This is a genomic window from Erwinia sp. TECH1, assembly GCF_054057575.1.
In genome coordinates, this window is sequence record NZ_JBSRZK010000001.1 from 1,441,254 (window position 1) to 1,458,998 (window position 17,745).

Sequence of the window (17,745 nt, forward strand, 5' to 3'; positions counted from 1 at the left end):
TTAAAGGAGAGATGCAATGATCCGCCGCTGGCTGTTACTGGCTTCCCTGGCTGTGTCTGCGGGCGCCGCCGCGACTACCTATCCGCTACAGATTACCGATATGGATAATCAAAACATTACCCTGGCCAAAGAACCGCAGCATGTCATCCTGCAGGACGGTCGTGACATCATGGCGCTGGCCTTGCTTGATCGGGAGAACCCTTTTCATCGCGTCGTAGCCTGGAATAATTTGCCGAAAAAGCAGGATCCGCAGACCTGGGCACTGCTCAGTAAAACCTGGCCGGAAGCAGCTAAGATCATTGATATGGGCTTTAATGACCAGGGACAGGTGAATCTGGAAAGCGTGGTGGCACAGCAGCCGGATCTGATGATCGCTCAGCTGCGCGCCAAAGCGGCATTAAAGCAAACTGGCGTGTTGGATACGCTGCAGCGCCTGCATATCCCGGTCATGTTTATCGATTATGAACTGCACCCGGCGCAGAACACTGCCAACAGCATCACGCTGCTGGGCAAGGTGCTGAACCAGGAGCCGCGCGCGAAGGCTTATACGGATTTTTATAACCAGCGTTTTGATGCCATGCAGCAAACCATTGGGCAGATCGCTAAAAAACCTACGGTCTTTATTGAACCGATAGCGGGCAACTCGGACAGCTGCTGCTTTACGCACGGCCATAACGGCTGGGGCGGTCTGGTAGAAGCCGTTGGCGGTAAAAACATCGGCTCGGCGCTGCTGCCCGGGGCTTCAGGCTTCGTCGCGCTGGAGAAAATTATCGCCATGAAACCGGACGTTTATATTATGACAGGCTCGAAACGGCCGAATAAAAACGTGCTGCCGTTTGGCTATAACGTGTTGCCGCAGGAGGTAAAAACGACCTTTACCACGCTGGTCAACCGCAGCGGACTTCAGCAGATTACGCCGGTGCAGCAGGGCAGGGTGTACGGGATTTACCATCATTTCTACAATCACCCGTATAACATTATCGGGATGGAAATTCTGGCGCGCGATCTTTATCCACAAACGTTCAGCAAGCTGGATCCCACCGCCGATTTCCACCAGATTATTACCCGCTTTACTAAATTGCCTGATGCGCCCGTCACGCTCAGCTATGCGCAGCAGTAAACGACGGCGTTTGTGTGGATTGATAACGTAAGGGAAGAGGCATTGCGGGAGAAAAAAGCGGGCCGTAAAGCCCGCCTGAACACCATCAGAAGTTGATGGTTGCGGTAATGCCGCCAACAAAGGCGTCTTTCACTTCACTGACTGCACCCGGCGAAGCAACGTATTGCAGGTTAGGACGCAGGTTCATCCAGTTAGTGACGTGCGCGTTGTAATAAATCTCGTAGTTATATTCCGAACCGCTCTGGATCGGCAGATAAGTTGGATTATCGTAATCGTTCACGCCGTTTTCCCGGTTGGTCTGACGCAGCATTTTGCTGTAGTCGTCATTGACGTGAATACGCGCCGCGCCGATACCGATTTCATCTTCCGTACGGGAGTCAAACGGCCCGGTCCAGACCAGCGCCAGCGACTGGTAATTGTCGGTTTTCGAGGTCTTGTGATCGTTCATTACGCCCTGGGCCACAATGCTCAGGCCGCGCTTGTTATCGCCGCCCATCGCGAACAGCTGCTGTTGTAACAGCAGGTAGCCGCCGTAAGAGTGGTTATCCTCGCCGTATTGACCGTTGCTGTAAGAGCTGTAGTTGTCGCCTTTTACCGAAGAGTAGTAGAAGCCCGCGCGGTAGTTGCCCTGCAGCTTATCCGCGCCCAGCGTCGGCTGCCAGCCCAGCTCGACCGGTACCAGATTGCCTTCGGTAGGGCTGCCGTCAAGGCGGAAGCCGTTGCCGGTGTCGTAGTTGGAAGGCGTCTGGTTATAGAAGCCGACCTGCAGGAAGACTTCCGGCGTAAAGTTGAACTTCACGCGGCCGCCCCACTGGGAAACCGGCCAGTTATACCAGCGATCGCCACGCCAGTTGCCCGCCTGACCGCCGCCGAACGCCAGGTTCTGGAACTTGCTTGGCCAGCTGTCGAAGTCTTCACCCACGGTTACGCGACCCGCTTTCACTTCCACCGTGTGGTCAAAGAAGCCTTTGTTGATCCAGAACTGCGTCAGACGCCAGGTTTGTCCACGTCCCCAGACTTCCTGCACCGATGACAGACCGCCGGAGCGCGGATCGTTGATATAATCCGTCAGGTTCTGGCCGTTACGGCTGGTAACGGTTGCCTGAAATTGGGTATCGGTCCAGTTCAGCAGCTTTTCCAGATCCAGCGTGGTGCCAAAGCCCCACTGATCGGTATAGCGTGCTGACGTGGACTGGTTATAGCCGCCGGAGAAATTGCTGGCGGATTCCATGGTGTAGTTCACCTGAAACTGCACGCCGTCCTGCTCAAGCTGGCTACGGTTGCCGCCCCAGTCGCCAAAGGCGTAAGGCGAGTCGATGCTGAGCGGCGCGTAGTCCGCCAACGCCTGGCCGGAGGCCAGCAGTAATCCAACACCACAGAACGCCACTGTTCTTTTCAAGGTGGATTCGCTTTTCATATTGGGAAACCCTGTTTTAGTGATAGCGCTGCGCTTCCACAAGCGGAAACGCTGTCGCGGCCATCATGCTTTTATCAGCATTATCTCCGGCACAATGCGTACTGTAAGGAGGAAACGGCTGACTAAAGGCGGGAGCGATGGCCTGTGCGGCAGAATGAAAGCACTAATTCGGAATTTTATTGTTATAAATAGTGCTGAATAAGTCCGGGTTTTGCCAAAAAAGCGGCATGGATCACGGTTTGCAGGGCCTGTGCGGGCGAGGGCGGGGGAAAAACGGACGAAACGACGAATGACGGGCAAAAAAAAGGGCCGGATAACCGGCCCTGATGCAGTAACGTTACGCGACTAGCGGCGACCGAAAATCTTCGCGGCAAGGAAGCCCACGCCCGCGGCAATCGCCAGCGAAACGAAAGGGGAATCCTGCGTTTTGGTCTTCACGCAGTCCAGCGCATCGTCAACGGCATAAGAAGCTTTGGCTGCGCCCTGACGAACCTTGCCTTTGAACTCATGCTCCGGAGACTCGGCGGCCTTACCAAACTGCTCCTGGCCTTTGCCCAGCGCTTCTTCGGCTTTATCGTTAGCTTTATCTAGTAGACTCATAGTGCCTCCTTCTTGATGACATGATTTCCTCATGAGAAATTAAAGCATAGACCATCAGTGAAGGCTTGCCGCTGCGGTTGTGTGTAAATTTATGAATGATGTAAAGAAAAAGCGGTAAAAGGCTCGGATAGTTCCTGGCCTTACGCGCTTTAAGTACGCCAGGCATAAAAAAAGCCCACGCGGACGTGGGCTTGCAAACAACCGGCAATCAGAGTATCAGTGAGACTTCATGCCAGCTGCGGTCATCATAAAGCGAAACAGTGTCGCGACAACGCCAAGCGCCAGCACGCTGCCTGCATAAATGACGGCCAGCCACAGGATGCGTTTCCACACCGGAAGCTTAGGCGCCTGCTGAGTTTCAACCATACTATCCTCCGATAAGCCGTAATTAATGGTAATGCTCGTCCGGTTTGATCTTCCCGCGGAACACGTAGTAGCTCCAGAAGGTGTAGAACAGAATAACCGGGATAATCAGCAGCCCGCCAACCAGCATAAAGCCCTGGCTCTGCGGTGGCGACGCCGCCATCCAGATGGTGATGTGTGGCGGAATAATGTTTGGCCACACGCTGATGCCCAGACCGGTAAAGCCCAGGAAAACCAGCGCCAGCGTCAGCAGGAACGGCGAGTAGTGCGCATGACGCTTCAGCGCGCGCAACAGCGCGATGGAAGCCAGCAGCACCAGTACCGGTACCGGCAGGAACCAGAACAGGTTAGGCAGCGTAAACCAACGATGCATAATGTCGGCGTGCTCCAGCGGCGTCCAGACGCTGACGATAGCGATAATCGCCAGCAGCACCAGCAGCAGGGGCTTAGTGATCGCGGTCATTTTGCGATGCAGCTCGTTCTCGGTTTTCATAATCAGCCAGGTGCTGCCCAGCAGCGCGTACGCCACGACCAGACCCAGACCACAGAACAGCGAGAATGGCGTCAGCCACAGCAGCTCAGGGCCGCTGTAGGCACGGTTAGTTACTTCAAAACCGTTGATAAAGGTGCCCAGCACCACGCCCTGGCTGAAGGTCGCCAGGAACGAGCCCACAATAAAAGACTTGTCCCAGAACGGACGGTGCACTTCGGTTGCCTTAAAGCGGAACTCAAACGCCACGCCGCGGAAGATCAGGCCAATCAGCATCAGGGTCAGCGGCACGGAAAGCGCATCCAGGATCACCGCATAGGCCAGCGGGAAGGCGCCATACAGCGCCGCGCCGCCCAGTACCAGCCAGGTTTCGTTGCCGTCCCACACTGGCGCGACGGTATTGACCATCATGTCGCGCTCGGCGGCATCTTTATTGAACGGAAAAAGAATACCGATACCCAGATCGAATCCGTCCATCACGATGTACATCAGCGTCGAGAAGACGATGATGGTGAACCAGATAATAGAAGTATCAATGCCCACGTTATTTATCCTTTTCCGGCGCGTTTAACTTTTCTTTCACGGCAGACAGAGGACGCGCCTGAGTATGACGTGTGCCAGGGCCGCCTTCAGGTTCATCGTGGCCTTCGCCCTGTTTCGGTCCTTTTTTGATCAGGTTAAACAGGTAGATATAGCCCACGCCGAACACCGACATATAGACCAGGATAAAGGCGAGCAGGCTGATGCTCATATGCATCTCGCCGTGCGCCGATACCGCGTCTTTGGTACGCAGCAGGCCATAAACCACCCACGGCTGACGACCAATCTCGGTGGTGAACCAGCCCGCCAGCAGCGCGATCAGACCGGAAGGGCCCATCAGCAGCGCGAACCACAGGAAAGGACGCGAGGTGTACAGGCGTTTGCGATAACGCAGCCACAGGCTGACCACGCCCAGGGTAATCATCAGCATGCCCAGGCCGGCCATCACGCGGAATGACCAGAACACGATCAGCGAGTCAGGACGATCCTCTTTCGGGAAAGTCTTCAGCGCCGGCACCTGCTTGTCCAGGCTGTGCGTCAGGATCAGGCTGCCCAGGTAAGGAATTTCCAGCGCGTATTTGGTTTTTTCCTGCTCCATATCCGGGATACCGAACAGGATCAGCGGGGTAGGTTCGCCCGGCGGGTTTTCCCAGTGGCCTTCAATCGCCGCGATTTTCGCCGGCTGATGCTCAAGCGTATTCAAACCGTGGGCATCGCCCAGCACCGCCTGGATTGGCGATACGATCAGCGCCATCCACAATGCCATAGAGAGCATTTTGCGAATTGCCGGCGTGTCGTTTTTGCGCAGCAGATGCCAGGCAGCGGAAGAGCCAACAAAGAAGGCGCTCGCCAGGAAAGCCGCGGTGGACATATGCAGCAGGCGGAACGGGAAGGACGGGTTAAAGACAATCTTAAACCAGTCTACCGGCACCACCAGCCCATCCTGAATAGCATAGCCCTGCGGCGTCTGCATCCAGCTGTTAGAGGCGAGGATCCAGAAAGTAGAGATGATGGTGCCCAGCGCTACCATGCAGGTCGCGAAGAAGTGCAGGCCCGGCCCCACGCGGTTCCAGCCAAACAGCATCACGCCCAGGAAGCCGGCTTCCAGGAAGAATGCGGTAAGCACTTCGTAGGTCAGCAGCGGACCGGTGATGCTGCCCGCAAACTGCGAGAAGCCGCTCCAGTTGGTGCCGAACTGATACGCCATCACCAGGCCGGACACCACGCCCATACCAAAGTTGACGGCGAAGATTTTCGACCAGAAGTGGTACAGGTCGCGATAATCTTCGTTTTTCGTTTTCAGCCACAGACCTTCCAGCACCGCCAGGAAGCTGGCGAGCCCGATGGTGATAGCCGGGAAGATAATATGGAAGGAAACGGTAAACGCGAACTGTATCCTCGCCAGGTGGAACGCATCTAATCCAAACATTGCTGACCTCGATCTAACATAAACTGCCTTTCTTTTTTATTTACCGCACGTTAACAATAGAGCTGCAGTGCAGTCCCTGTTTATGCGGTTATTTCAACGAAGTTTGATCCTGAGACCAAATCGGGAGAAGGAGTAGCAACAGTAATAGGAATCTCAGATATAACAGCATAGATCTTTGCGATGAATTGTTTCACCGCTGCGTTAAATTATTGACTCCTATTGTTAAACTATAATTACCTCTTGCTACATTTGTGTAAAAATAATGTGCTTTTCAGCGCGTGAAAACGTTTTCATTGCGTTTTGACGCCTGTGGACGGGTGAGCCAATAAAAAAAGAAACTTATCTTTTTTTTATAATAGCTCGTAGCACAGAAACTTAACAGAATATCAATCCTGCGAATAAGCGCACAAATTGGAAATTAAACTGCCGATTAACGCCCCTACAGAAGCTAATGTTATCTTTATGTTGCCATTAGGATTTCTGAGGTTTAAAAATTGCGTGAATGATTGTTACCACCGGGCTGATAGTTCCCGAAAGCAATCATCGTTACGCAAAGCAATGTAAATGTTAAACCAGAAAAACGCATTTCGATGCATAAAGAATTATTTTGTTACATTATCTTTGGCTTTAAGTCAAATTTGCTTGTTGCAGGTCAAGTCGGCGGACTAAAAAGTATGTGTATGGATTTGCCACAGGGACAGGAGGATGACGGCCATATTGTTAACATTATTACCGATGTATCTGGCTTCCTTAGCGTCGGCCCAGACAATCTGGCCATGATGAGCGTGGCGATACGGCAGGGCAGGCGGCCCTCGCTGGCTTTAGCTGCTGACGTTATGAGTGGCTTTCCGTGCCGGGCGGTATTCGGCAGCTATACGCCGCTTTTCCAAACCGCTATAGCCGCCCAAACTTACCTGTGTGCGGCGTCTGATTGAGGCAGCTTTTACGCTCTTTTTGGCGCTGCCGGTATTGGCTTGTTGATTAAAAGGCAGACCGCTGTTTAAAACAGGGTTGGCCTTGCGGTCAGGCTCGTTTCTTCTCAAAGTTGTTATTGTTACGTAAAAAACGGTAGTAACAAAAGTTTGATCTTCATCTCAAATTGTAAATTCCTCTGCGGCAGCCCATTTTAGTTGCGCCATGTTACCGTTAACATGCCAGCAGCAGGTCACTACCTGTCTGTTGTTCCCTACTTATGCCTGCCGCATCTGGCAGAAAAACAGAAGCGGCCCACAGGCTGCCGGAGAAACATCATGCCAATACTCTTTGTCGTCATCGGCGTAGCGCTGCTGCTGTTGCTGATGGTTCGTTTTAAGCTGAACGGTTTTATCGCCCTGATCCTCGTGGCGCTGGCGGTGGGCGTTATGCAGGGAATGCCCGTCAATAAAGTTATTACCTCAATAAAAGCCGGCGTTGGCGGTACGCTGGGCAGCCTGGCGCTGATTATGGGATTTGGCGCAATGCTGGGGAAGCTGCTGGCGGACTGCGGTGGCGCGCAGCGCATCGCCACTACGCTTATCAATAAGTTTGGCAAGGATCACATTCAGTGGGCGGTGGTGCTGACTGGTTTTACCGTCGGCTTCGCGCTGTTTTACGAAGTTGGCTTTGTGCTGCTGCTGCCGCTGGTATTGTCGATCGCGGCGGCGGCCCGCGTGCCGTTGCTGTTTGTTGGCGTGCCGATGGCGGCCTCGCTTTCGGTGACGCACGGGTTTCTGCCGCCGCACCCAGGCCCCACGGCTATAGCAACGCTGTTTCATGCCGATATGGGTAAAACGCTGCTGTACGGCACGCTGCTGGGGATCCCGACGGTAATCCTGGCCGGGCCGGTATTTGCACGCTTTTTAAAAGGCATTGATAAGCCGGTGCCGCAGGGGTTGTATAACCCGAAGAGCTTTAGCGAAGCGGAGATGCCGACGTTTGCAGTCAGCGTCTGGACGGCGCTGGTGCCGGTAGTGCTGATGGCGGTGCGCGCGGTGGCGGAGATGGTGCTGCCAAAAGGGCATATATTGCTGCCGTACGCGGAGTTTTTCGGCGATCCGATTATGGCCACCCTGATTGCGGTGCTGATTGCCATCTTTACGTTTGGGCTGAATCGTGGCCGCACCATGGAGCAAATTACGGACACGCTGGGCGATTCCATTAAAATCATCGCCATGATGCTGCTGATTATCGGCGGCGGCGGTGCCTTTAAGCAGGTTCTGGTCGACAGCGGCGTGGATAAATATATCGCCAGCCTGATGGAGGGCAGTTCGGTATCGCCTATTTTGATGGCATGGTCTATTGCCGCCGCGCTGCGTCTGGCGCTGGGGTCGGCCACGGTTGCGGCGATCACCGCAGGCGGGATTGTGGCGCCGATTATTGTCACCACGGGCGTCAGCCCGGAGCTGATGGTGATTGCGGTGGGATCCGGCAGCGTGATTTTCTCGCACGTTAACGACCCGGGTTTCTGGCTGTTTAAAGAGTACTTTAACCTGAGCATCGGGGAGACGCTGCGCTCCTGGTCAGTGCTGGAAACAATTATTGCGGTATGTGGGCTGGCAGGCTGCCTGCTGTTACAGATGGCGCTGGGGTAATGTCGCGGCGGAGCTGGCGCAAGGCAGTGATGCTGGAGTCAAAGTCGCGGCCAGCCTGAGGTAAGGCAGCAAGGGCAGATCGGAACACGGACACGCCGTGAATCCTTCCCTGGAGGCTCGGTTGGCGCGTCCATGCGCCAAACGGTCCGCTTATCCGCTCAGCCCTTTCTGCCCTCTGACTGTGGCATTGCGGTAAGAGAGTGGCGGCCAGCCTGATGTAAAGCAGCAAGGGCAGATCGGAACACGGACACGCCGTGAATCCTTCCCTGGAGGCTCGGTTGGCGCGTCCATGCGCCAAACGGTCCGCTTATCCGCTCAGCCCTTTCTGCCCTCTGACTGTGGCATTGCGGTAAGAGAGTGGTGGCAAGCCTGATGTAAGGCAGAAAGGGCAGATCGGAACACGGACACGCCGTGAATCCTTCCCTGGAGGCTCGATTGGCGCGTCCATGCGCCAAACGGCCCGCTTATCCGCTCAGCCCTTTCTGCCCTCTGGCTGTGGCATTGCGGTAAGAGAGTGGCGGCCAGCCTGATGTAAGGCAGAAAGGGCAGATCGGAACACGGACATGCCGTGAATCCTTCCCTGGAGGCTCGGTTGGCGCGTCCATGCGCCAAACGGTCCGCTTATCCGCTCAGCCCTTTCTGCCCTCTGGCTGTGGCATTGCGGTAAGAGAGTGGCGGCCAGCCTGAAGCAGAGCGATAAAGGTTGTGATGCTGTACGTAGGGTTGCGGTAGGCCTAACGTAAGCGCAACGGCTGCGCCGGTTTGCCCTATGCCGGTTTAAAACCAGTAAAACCCTTTCGCCATCAGCGCCGCCAGCCCCAGCACCGAGGTAATAAGCGCAGCAAACATCAGCCGAAAGTCGGATTTCATTTCCAGACGCAGATTGATGTTTAATTTGTCGATATCGTAACGCATCTCCCGCAGGTCCGTTCTGATATCGCTGATATGGTTTTTGATGTTATCCACGTCAGATTCAAGTTTTGCGATTTTGACTTGCATGCCTTCTCCTTTTGCTTTGCTTCCTGCTGAAACGACCGGCCCGCGAGCTGGGATAATTCGCGTTTACCATGCTGCCTCATCTTGTCGTTTTGCTTCTCCTGAGTGCTGCCGCGCTGATGTTTCAGGCCAGTGCCGTTTTGCTGCGGTGCGGATCAACTTTATGCCTCTCATTTTTTCCGTCAATAACGAACAGGCGCTTTTTGGCCGCAGAAGGGTATCGCTTTTTAGTTTTGGATAACGGCGCATAAAATAATGAAAATGCATGAAACAAGGCTGGCGTGATTTGCGAGCCGCATCAGCTCGTCTGGCTATCAGAAAGCATCGGCCGACGTGGCAAAAAAACAAAAGTTATTGTTACCGCCAATTTAACTTAAGCGTAGTTATTCTGCCGAATCGCTCCCTTTCATTATTCTTCTACTTTAATTGTGGATTAACCGTCTATGCTTACCTTTTCTTTTTTAACGACTATTTTCCTGGCGCGGCGAACCTCATCCTTTTTCTTGTCGCGGGTTATCTCATTGGTTGCCAGATAACAAGGCTGGTACGTATAATCTTTTGAATTGTCGCAACTTTTTAACTTAAGCCAAATTTTTTGGCGTGGCTGCCGTCGGCCGCTGGCGCAGCTTTTTATATTCAGCCTTGCGGCTTCTTTTTATTATCTGACCGAATGGGCGGGCGCTCGCCTTTGGGGATTATTACAGTATGGAAGAACAAACAGACATCGCTTTCCAGGTGCCCGATCTGCCGCTGGACGGCATTCCGTCGTCGATTCTGCGGCTGGGTAAAAGGCTGGCGGATACCAAATATCAGGTCGATTTGCTGGGTAAAAACGGCTGGGCGGAGCTGACCTCGAATCTGCATGGCCTGGAAGCAGGCGGTGAATGGGATGGGGCGGATGACGCGCTGACCTTTTTCAGCAAGATTTTTCCTTTTGCCATTCTGCCTGCGGAAACGGAGCCGATGGGCGTATTTAACGTGCCGACCGAACGCGTAATTGGCCGCAGCTGGCGCTGGTGGCCTGAACATCTGAACGGCAGCAGCGAAGCAAGGTTTCTTGAGCATCTTAATGGCCCGTTCGCGGCGGATGGTACCTCCTGGTATTTTTTACCTGCGCTGGGCGTGCTGCTGGCCGCGCAGGGACAGGGTCGGGTCAACTACTGCCGCTATCACCATATTCCTTCGATACGCGCGCGCGTCAGTCATCTGCATTACCCGCCAGCGGATCGCTTTCGGCTTTATCACGTTATGCGGGGTGAAACGCGCCAGAGCTGGGTGGTTTACAACAACCGCTATCTGCAACCCGTGCAGCTGCCGCGCATTACCTTGCCCGCGCTGACCGCCTACGGCGTGCACAGCGCCAGCTGGCCGCTGACTTTCCCGCCCGTCGCGCGCGTCTTTGACGAGCTGCATCATCCGCAGCAGCTGGGCGATTTTATTGCGCCGGGTATCGATCTGGAAGCGGTAAAAGGCAGGATCCGGGCAGAGAAAGAGGCCGAGAAGCGCGCGGTGAAACCGGTGAAAATGGCGCTCAGCGATATGGATATTACCAATATCTGGCCGGTCAGCCTGACGCTTTCCTTCTTCTTTATCCTGGCATTGGTCGTGGCCGGATTAACCTCCGGCGCGGGCTGGCCGGGCGGCATCAGCCTGCTGGTTTGCGGCATGGCGGGCAGCCTGCTGCTGTTTATCGCCACGCCGATTTTCCTGGTCAGCAAGCGCCACCACCGCGCCTGGCAGCCGGAGAAACCACAGGCGGCAGAGACGCCGCCCGTGGAAGAAACGGAGGTCAAAACGCCTGAAGCTACTGCACCAGGCGGTGGCTGATCGCGTATCTGACGATATCGGCGTTGCTGCTGAACTGCATTTTCTCCATCATGCGCGACTTATAGGTGCTGACGGTTTTATTACTGATTGCCAGGGCTTCGGCAATGGCGTTGATGGTTTCGCCGTGCGCCAGCATCAGCAGGATCTGGCGTTCGCGGGTCGTCAGCGTTTCGTGCAGCGCGCGGTTGCCGTTCTGGTATTCGGCAAAGACGATTTCCTGCGCCAGATCATGGTCGATATAGCGCGATCCGCGCGCCACGCTGCGGATCGCCGCCAGCAGCGCATCCGGATTCTTGTCCTTGGTGATGTAGCCTCCCGCGCCGCAGTTCAGCACGCGACGGGCGATCTGCGGTTCGTTAAACATGCTCAGCACAAGAATAGGCAGATCTTCATACTGCGAGCGGATACGGTTAATTAAATCTTCGCCGCTGATGCCGGGCATAGAGATATCCAGCAGCAGCAGATCGAGGCCGCCAAGACGCAGCCTTTCCAGTACCTGACCGCCGTCGCCAGCCTCGCCCACGACGGTGATATGGTCGTCGAGCGCAAATATCTGTTTCAGCCCTTCACGCATCAGGGCGTGATCGTCGGCGATCACTAATCTTATGACATCATTCATCCTGCATCCCTGGTTGCTGACGGAAAATAGGCCTGGTTTTTTAAAGGAAGGGTCAGTTCCAGCTGCGTGCCTTCGCCGGGACGGCTGGTGATGGTCACCTGACCATTCAGCATATCCACACGCTCTTTAATCCCTAAAAGCCCGAAGGCGTCGTGACGCACGGAGTGCATCTGGAAACCGCGGCCGTTATCACGTACCTGGATCACCAGCGCGTCGCGGGTGGTCTGGACGATAATAGATACCTTACTGGCGCGGGCGTGACGGGAAATATTGGTAAGCGACTCCTGCACGATGCGGAACACCGTGGTCACCACCTGGTCGGAGAGCGCTACCGGCTTGCCTTCCGGGACGATCAGCATACAGCTACAGCCGCCGTTTTTGACAAACTCGTCGCGCAGCCACTCCAGCGCGGGCATCAGCCCCATGTTCAGCATATTGGGGCGCAGCCGCGTGGAGACGTCGCGCACCACCTGGATGGTGCTGTCGATCAGCGTCATCAGGTAATCCACCTGGCTGGAAACGCGAGCGGGATTTTTGCTTTGCATGCCGATAACCGACAGCCCGGCGCGCAGGCTGGTTAAATGCTGGCCCAGCTCGTCATGGATCTCCCGCGCGATATGCTTGCGCTCCTGCTCGGTGCGCTCCTGCTGATTACTGGCAAGAAGGCGCAGCTGATGATGCGCGGCGCGCACTTCGTTTTCCACTTCCCGCAGGCGCGTGATATCGCGACCCACGGCCAGGATTGTCACCACTTCGCCTTTCAAATCGTATTCCGGTACGCAGCGCACGTGCAGCACCATCGCGCGTTCGCCAAAGCGCGCCTCCAGTTCCGATTCGCTCTTTTCGCCGCTTGCCAGCGTATTGGAAACCAGGCGAAACAGCTGCATACCAGGCTCATCAAACGGAATGCTGTCGGTAAGCCGCCAGCCGCGCGCCTTCTCTTCGCTACAGCCGATTAAATCAAGCACGCGCGGATTAGCATAGAGGCAGCGCAGATCGGTATCGAAGCGGGCTATCAGATCCGGCGAGTTTTCCACCAGCGAGCGAAACTGCTGCTCCTGCTGCAAATAGCGCTCCGTGCGCTGCTTCAGCTCGCGCACGTCGCGCACCACGCACAGCACCAGCATTTCGCCCTCGTGCTCCCAGGCGCTGGAGTTAACCTCGACCGGGATGATTTCGCCGTTATGCATACGGTGCTGCGAGGTAAAGCGGATCCCCTCCGGCCGCAGGCTCAGTTTCCACCACAGCGCGGCGACGTCGGGATCCTGCAGTTCGCCTTCAATATCGGAATAGCTTAATCGAATAAGCGCCTGGTAATTATAACCGAGCATTTCGCAGGCTTTATTATTGATATAAGCCAGTTGGGCATCCTGACGCACCAAATAGATGGCGTCGTTAACGCGGTCAAGCGCGAAGTCGGGCAGAATGGCGCGGCCATTATAAGGCTCTTTACTGACGTTAAGGCTAAATATCTCAGACGAAAGCATTTCTCTCTCTGTTTAATGAAAAAGGGATAATAAGCATAAATTATTACAGCTTATCGTGCAGCTCAGAAAAATTTTTTAACTGACTCAGTACAGCAAATATTTTGTCAGGAGGCCATTAACCTGACTCTGAAAATGGTGACGGATCGCAAATAATTAATTATTACGCGCATCAGCCTGCAAAAATCCTGTTCCTCAGCTTATCGTGCTTTTCAGCGATTCACGCACGCGCGACAGGCGCGATTTTACCGTGCCTAAAGGGATATTCAGCGAGGTCGCCACGTCCTGGTAGCTCCCGTTGCGCTCCACCAGGATCGTCAGCATCCGCCGCGTCTCTTCCGGCAGGCGATCGATCGACGCGGCCATTACGCTGAGTAGCTGATCGTTAGCGATAATATCGCTGGGATCGCATTCCTGAATCAGCTCCAGCACGTTGTCTTCGTTGATGCTGTCAAAGAGGAAACGGTTCTGATGCGTTTTGTAGTAGTTGCGGATGAGATTGGCGGCGATGCCAAAAAGCCAGGTTTCCGGCCGCGACGCGCCTAAAAATTTATGGCTGTTGCGCAGCACTTCCACACAGGTCATTTGCGCAATGTCCTCCACGTCTTCCCGATTTGAAACACGCTTACGAATAAAATTATGCAGCTTGCGATTTTGCTGGCAAAGAATTTCCTGCCATAAAACGGCGACCGGGGCTTCAGGGGTAAAAGACATTTCAATTGGCGTGGCAGTTAACATTTTTTTGCTCCTGGCATTATTCAGATACGTTGTTATTGCAAAGGGTGTGCCAGGCCAGAAAAAAGATGAAATAGCAGTCATAGCGCGGTTGTTCTGAATTAACTAAGAATCATCTGAGACAAATAGCGACAAAAAAGCAAAAAGAGTTGTGCAAGTTTTTACACTAATAACGGAGGTTGAAAGTTTCAGCTGGTCGTGTTTTTTTTACTTTTATTTATTGGGGAACCGGCTTCGTTTTTTTACCACTTAATCCCATCGCGAAATCAACCTTTGGGGCCGGGATGATAAAAGTCCAATCTTCTCTTCAGTATCAACAGGCGCTGGCCAAAACGGTGTTAAAGCAGGATATACCGCGTCCGGCAGCAACGGGCACGGGCACTGGCCCGGAGGTTCGGGCAAGACCGGTAAACACCCCTCTGGCGGCAGCCTCGCTGACCGATTCGCTGGAAGAGATCGGCATGATGTTCAGCGAAAAGGTAGAAAAAAAAACTAAGGGACTGAACCGTCGGCAGATCAATACCCAGCATCTACGCAGCAATCGCGGCGCGGTAGAGCGCATCGAGCGGCTTGGCGAACTCTACCAGATGTTGGACGACGAACAGCAGGAGAAGCTGGAGGCGCGGCTTGGTGCCCTGAAAGGGGTGCTGGGGCGGGAGCCGGATGCGGAGCAGCTGGTGGCCTCTGTGGACGACGATCCGGCGCGCTGCGATCTGCTGCTGCGGATGACGCTGCGCGAAGCCGATCGCAGCGGCGATATTGCGACCGCCAACGCCGCTGGCGAGGCGCTGAACAAACTCGACGAGCAGTACGGCGAAAGCGTAAGGGCCGGGCTGAATACGGCCTCGGCCATCGCCAGCTTTACCACCGATCCCACGGAAAAGCAGGCGATACGTCATCTCTACTATCACGGCATCGTTAAGCATCAGTCGGCGGCGGTAATGCTGGACAGCCTGCTGGAGCGTTTTGGCCGCGAGCAGTTTGTACCAGGACTGCGTACTCTACAGCGCGCGCTGGCGGAGGATATTGCCTCGCTGACGCCTTCGCTCTCTTCGCGCTCGCTGCACAAAATCCACGTTGCCCTGAGCGAGGCGGGGCAGCTGACGCAAATGATCGCTCACAGCGACAAACTGCTTAACCGGCTACGCAGCGGCGGGAAAATTCCGCTCTCTGCGCTCGACGGCCTGGCGATGACCCGACGTCTGCTGGGCATCGCGGAGATGGGGCTACAGCCGCGCGATATAACCGCCATCGTGAAAGAGTTTGAGGTCGAACAGCCGCAGGCGCGGATGCGCTTTCTGAACGGGCTGCTGCCGCTGGTCAACGATATGCCGCCGAAGCTGTGGCGGGACCAGAAAAATCAGCCGGAAGCAGCGACGCTGCTGCGCGCTACCATCACCAAACTTATCAATGACCAGAACCGCGCGGGAAGTCAGGGAGCGGTATGAACAACCTGTTTTTGATCCTCAACCGCATCGCGCTGGCGGCCATGCAGCGCTCCGAGATCATCGGCGCGATGTTTGCGCTGGCGATCGTGTTTATGCTGATTATTCCGCTGCCGCTGGGGCTGATCGATGCGCTGATTGCCGTCAATATCTGTCTCTCTTCGCTGCTGGTGGTGCTGGCGATGTATCTGCCCAAGCCGCTGGCGTTTTCCAGCTTTCCGGCGGTGCTGCTGCTGACCACCATGTTCCGGCTGGCGCTGTCGATTTCCACCACGCGACAGATCCTGGTACAGCAGGACGCGGGCCATATCGTGGCCGCTTTCGGCACCTTCGTGGTCGGCGGCAACCTTGCGGTGGGGATGGTGATGTTCCTGATCCTGACCGTGGTGAACTTCCTGGTGATCACCAAAGGGTCGGAAAGGGTGGCGGAGGTGGCCGCACGCTTTACGCTGGACGCGATGCCGGGCAAGCAGATGTCGATCGACAGCGATTTGCGCGCGGGCATCATCGATGTGAATACCGCCAAACGTAAACGTGTCGATCTGGCGAAAGAGAGCCAGCTGTTCGGCGCAATGGATGGCGCAATGAAGTTTGTAAAAGGCGATGCGATCGCCGGGTTAGTTATCCTCTTTATTAACCTGATCGGCGGTTTCAGCATCGGCGTAATGCAGCTGGGAATGCCGGCAGGCGATGCGATGCACACCTATTCGGTGCTGACTATCGGCGACGGCCTGATTGCGCAGATCCCGGCGCTGCTGATCTCGCTGACGGCCGGGATGATTATCACCCGCGTTTCGTCCGACGGCGACAGCAGCATGGATAACAATATCGGTCGGGAAATTGCGGAGCAGCTCACCAGCCAGCCTAAAGCCTGGATTTTTTCCTCCATCGGCATGTTCGGCTTTGCGCTGCTGCCGGGGATGCCGACCGGCGTCTTTGTGGTGCTGGCGCTGCTGACGCTGGCCTCGGGCAGTTTTCAGGTGTGGCGCACAAAAAGAGAGCTGGTAGCCAGCCAGCCGCAGATGGAAAACGAGGTGATCCCGCCCGAGCTGAACGGCACGGAAGATTTACGCCAGTTCAACCCCACGCGGCCCTATCTGCTGCAATTTCCGGCCAACGCGCGCGGCACGGCGGAAACGCTGGAGCTGGTGCAGGCTATCCGTCGCCTGCGCAACAGCATCGTTTATAACTACGGCTTTACGCTGCCCGCTTTTGATATCGAGTTTCAGGAGCAGCAGCCCGCCGATGAGTTTCGCTATTCGGTCTACGAGATCCCGCGCGTTATCGGCACCTTTGGCGTAACGACGCCTGCCGTCAGCCGCCACGAACATGAAGCGTTGGCGGCGCAGGAGGGCGTGCAGCCCGGCACGGAAGCCAGAAGAGAAACGACGCTGCTGTGGCTGCCCGCCGATCACGCGGTGCTCCAGGACGAAAACGTGCCGCGCTGGGGTTTTCACGAACTGCTGATGAAAAGGATGGAAAACGCCATCCACGCCAGCGCGCCTAACTTTATCGGTCTGCAGGAGACGCGCGCGCTGATGGGCTGGCTGGAGAGCGAACAGCCCGAGCTGGCGCAGGAGCTCCAGCGGGTGATGCCGATCGCGCGTTTCTCTAACGTGCTGCAAAACCTGGTGGCGGAACGCATCCCGCTGCGCTCGGTGCGCGCCATTGCCGAAGCGCTGATCGAACACGGTCAGCACGAGCGGGATATCAGTCTGCTGACCGATCTGGTGCGTATCTCGCTGAAAGAACACATCTGTTATCAGTACGCGCAGGATGATGGCCTGCACGTCTGGCTGCTGACGCCGGAGATGGAAGAGCAGCTGCGCGACGCGCTGCGCCAGACGCAGAACGAGGTCTTTTTTGCGCTGACCCAGGAACAAACGATGGCCATCCTGACCCAGTTGCGCAGCGCCTTTATGCCGGAACAGTCGGCGTTGGCGGTGCTGCTGGTGGCACAGGATCTGCGCAGTCCGCTGCGCGGTTTGATTCAGGATGAGTTCCATCAGGTGCCGGTGCTGTCGTTTGCCGAGCTGCAAACCAACCTGGCGATTAACGTTGTCGGTCGTCTTGAACTGGAGGAGGGCATCGACGCTTTCGATGCCTGAGG

The 17,745-nt window shown here is 55.5% G+C and carries 15 protein-coding genes; 6 read left to right on the top strand and 9 right to left on the bottom strand.

Annotation, left to right across the window (positions count from 1 at the left end):
• Nucleotides 1-16 precede the first annotated feature (16 nt).
• Nucleotides 17-1,120, top strand: a complete 1,104-nt coding sequence (locus ACVWZ0_RS06680) for an ABC transporter substrate-binding protein (protein WP_253454968.1) — start codon at nt 17-19, stop codon at nt 1,118-1,120.
• A gap of 85 nt (nt 1,121-1,205) precedes the next feature.
• Here ACVWZ0_RS06680 and ACVWZ0_RS06685 read toward each other — a convergent pair whose 3' ends face one another.
• From ACVWZ0_RS06685 to ACVWZ0_RS06705, 5 genes are all read right to left on the bottom strand, one after another.
• On the bottom strand, nt 1,206-2,537 hold the full coding sequence (locus ACVWZ0_RS06685) for a carbohydrate porin (protein WP_253454967.1): 1,332 nt from the start codon (nt 2,535-2,537) through the stop codon (nt 1,206-1,208).
• Between the two features lie 345 nt (nt 2,538-2,882).
• Entirely contained in the window at nt 2,883-3,137 is a 255-nt protein-coding gene (locus ACVWZ0_RS06690; protein ID WP_125288512.1) for a CsbD family protein, read from the bottom strand.
• A gap of 216 nt (nt 3,138-3,353) precedes the next feature.
• Nucleotides 3,354-3,503 (bottom strand): DUF2474 domain-containing protein, encoded by a 150-nt coding sequence (locus ACVWZ0_RS06695; protein WP_125288513.1) that lies wholly within the window; start codon nt 3,501-3,503, stop codon nt 3,354-3,356.
• Nucleotides 3,504-3,525: 22 nt separating this feature from the next.
• A complete protein-coding gene (cydB, locus tag ACVWZ0_RS06700) occupies nt 3,526-4,533 on the bottom strand; it encodes a cytochrome d ubiquinol oxidase subunit II (RefSeq protein WP_125288514.1) in 1,008 nt (335 codons plus the stop codon).
• 1 nt (nt 4,534) lies between these two features.
• Nucleotides 4,535-5,959, bottom strand: coding sequence for a cytochrome ubiquinol oxidase subunit I (locus ACVWZ0_RS06705; protein ID WP_125288515.1), 1,425 nt, complete (start codon nt 5,957-5,959; stop codon nt 4,535-4,537).
• 590 nt (nt 5,960-6,549) lie between these two features.
• On the opposite strand from ACVWZ0_RS06705, the gene ACVWZ0_RS06710 reads away from it, so the two are divergent.
• Together ACVWZ0_RS06710 and gntT are read left to right on the top strand one after the other, a co-directional pair.
• On the top strand, nt 6,550-6,894 hold the full coding sequence (locus ACVWZ0_RS06710) for a hypothetical protein (RefSeq protein WP_253454966.1): 345 nt from the start codon (nt 6,550-6,552) through the stop codon (nt 6,892-6,894).
• Between the two features lie 315 nt (nt 6,895-7,209).
• Nucleotides 7,210-8,529 (top strand): gluconate transporter, encoded by a 1,320-nt coding sequence (gntT, locus tag ACVWZ0_RS06715; RefSeq protein WP_253454965.1) that lies wholly within the window; start codon nt 7,210-7,212, stop codon nt 8,527-8,529.
• Nucleotides 8,530-9,306: 777 nt separating this feature from the next.
• On the opposite strand, the gene ACVWZ0_RS06720 is transcribed toward gntT, so the two are convergent.
• Entirely contained in the window at nt 9,307-9,528 is a 222-nt protein-coding gene (locus tag ACVWZ0_RS06720) for a hypothetical protein (RefSeq protein WP_253454964.1), read from the bottom strand.
• A 702-nt stretch (nt 9,529-10,230) separates the two neighbouring features.
• On the opposite strand from ACVWZ0_RS06720, the gene ACVWZ0_RS06725 reads away from it, so the two are divergent.
• Nucleotides 10,231-11,352, top strand: coding sequence for a hypothetical protein (locus tag ACVWZ0_RS06725; RefSeq protein WP_253454962.1), 1,122 nt, complete (start codon nt 10,231-10,233; stop codon nt 11,350-11,352).
• Here ACVWZ0_RS06725 and ACVWZ0_RS06730 read toward each other — a convergent pair.
• The 3 genes from ACVWZ0_RS06730 to ACVWZ0_RS06740 form a co-directional block, all read right to left on the bottom strand.
• A complete protein-coding gene (locus tag ACVWZ0_RS06730) occupies nt 11,330-11,971 on the bottom strand; it encodes a response regulator (RefSeq protein WP_253454961.1) in 642 nt (213 codons plus the stop codon). The genes ACVWZ0_RS06725 and ACVWZ0_RS06730 overlap by 23 nt on opposite strands.
• On the bottom strand, nt 11,968-13,458 hold the full coding sequence (locus ACVWZ0_RS06735) for a PAS domain-containing sensor histidine kinase (RefSeq protein ID WP_253454960.1): 1,491 nt from the start codon (nt 13,456-13,458) through the stop codon (nt 11,968-11,970). The genes ACVWZ0_RS06730 and ACVWZ0_RS06735 overlap by 4 nt, the downstream gene beginning before the upstream one ends.
• A 192-nt stretch (nt 13,459-13,650) precedes the next feature.
• On the bottom strand, nt 13,651-14,193 hold the full coding sequence (locus ACVWZ0_RS06740; RefSeq protein ID WP_253454959.1) for an RNA polymerase sigma factor: 543 nt from the start codon (nt 14,191-14,193) through the stop codon (nt 13,651-13,653).
• 281 nt (nt 14,194-14,474) lie between these two features.
• Between ACVWZ0_RS06740 and sctW the strand changes: the two genes are divergently transcribed.
• A complete protein-coding gene (gene sctW / locus ACVWZ0_RS06745; RefSeq protein WP_253454958.1) occupies nt 14,475-15,638 on the top strand; it encodes a type III secretion system gatekeeper subunit SctW in 1,164 nt (387 codons plus the stop codon).
• Nucleotides 15,635-17,743, top strand: coding sequence for a type III secretion system export apparatus subunit SctV (gene sctV / locus ACVWZ0_RS06750; protein ID WP_253454957.1), 2,109 nt, complete (start codon nt 15,635-15,637; stop codon nt 17,741-17,743). The genes sctW and sctV overlap by 4 nt, the downstream gene beginning before the upstream one ends.
• Nucleotides 17,744-17,745 lie beyond the last annotated feature (2 nt).

Bases quoted from the DNA above. Each gene is read 5' to 3' on its own strand.
- sctW (WP_253454958.1), top strand. From the start codon at position 14,475: ATGATAAAAGTCCAATCTTCTCTTCAGTATCAACAGGCGCTGGCCAAA.
- sctV (WP_253454957.1), top strand. From the start codon at position 15,635: ATGAACAACCTGTTTTTGATCCTCAACCGCATCGCGCTGGCGGCCATG.
- gntT (WP_253454965.1), top strand. From the start codon at position 7,210: ATGCCAATACTCTTTGTCGTCATCGGCGTAGCGCTGCTGCTGTTGCTG.
- ACVWZ0_RS06710 (WP_253454966.1), top strand. From the start codon at position 6,550: ATGCATAAAGAATTATTTTGTTACATTATCTTTGGCTTTAAGTCAAAT.
- ACVWZ0_RS06705 (WP_125288515.1), bottom strand. From the start codon at position 5,959: ATGTTTGGATTAGATGCGTTCCACCTGGCGAGGATACAGTTCGCGTTT.
- ACVWZ0_RS06720 (WP_253454964.1), bottom strand. From the start codon at position 9,528: ATGCAAGTCAAAATCGCAAAACTTGAATCTGACGTGGATAACATCAAA.
- ACVWZ0_RS06740 (WP_253454959.1), bottom strand. From the start codon at position 14,193: ATGTTAACTGCCACGCCAATTGAAATGTCTTTTACCCCTGAAGCCCCG.
- ACVWZ0_RS06725 (WP_253454962.1), top strand. From the start codon at position 10,231: ATGGAAGAACAAACAGACATCGCTTTCCAGGTGCCCGATCTGCCGCTG.
- ACVWZ0_RS06685 (WP_253454967.1), bottom strand. From the start codon at position 2,537: ATGAAAAGCGAATCCACCTTGAAAAGAACAGTGGCGTTCTGTGGTGTT.
- ACVWZ0_RS06695 (WP_125288513.1), bottom strand. From the start codon at position 3,503: ATGGTTGAAACTCAGCAGGCGCCTAAGCTTCCGGTGTGGAAACGCATC.
- ACVWZ0_RS06680 (WP_253454968.1), top strand. From the start codon at position 17: ATGATCCGCCGCTGGCTGTTACTGGCTTCCCTGGCTGTGTCTGCGGGC.
- ACVWZ0_RS06730 (WP_253454961.1), bottom strand. From the start codon at position 11,971: ATGAATGATGTCATAAGATTAGTGATCGCCGACGATCACGCCCTGATG.
- ACVWZ0_RS06690 (WP_125288512.1), bottom strand. From the start codon at position 3,137: ATGAGTCTACTAGATAAAGCTAACGATAAAGCCGAAGAAGCGCTGGGC.
- ACVWZ0_RS06735 (WP_253454960.1), bottom strand. From the start codon at position 13,458: ATGCTTTCGTCTGAGATATTTAGCCTTAACGTCAGTAAAGAGCCTTAT.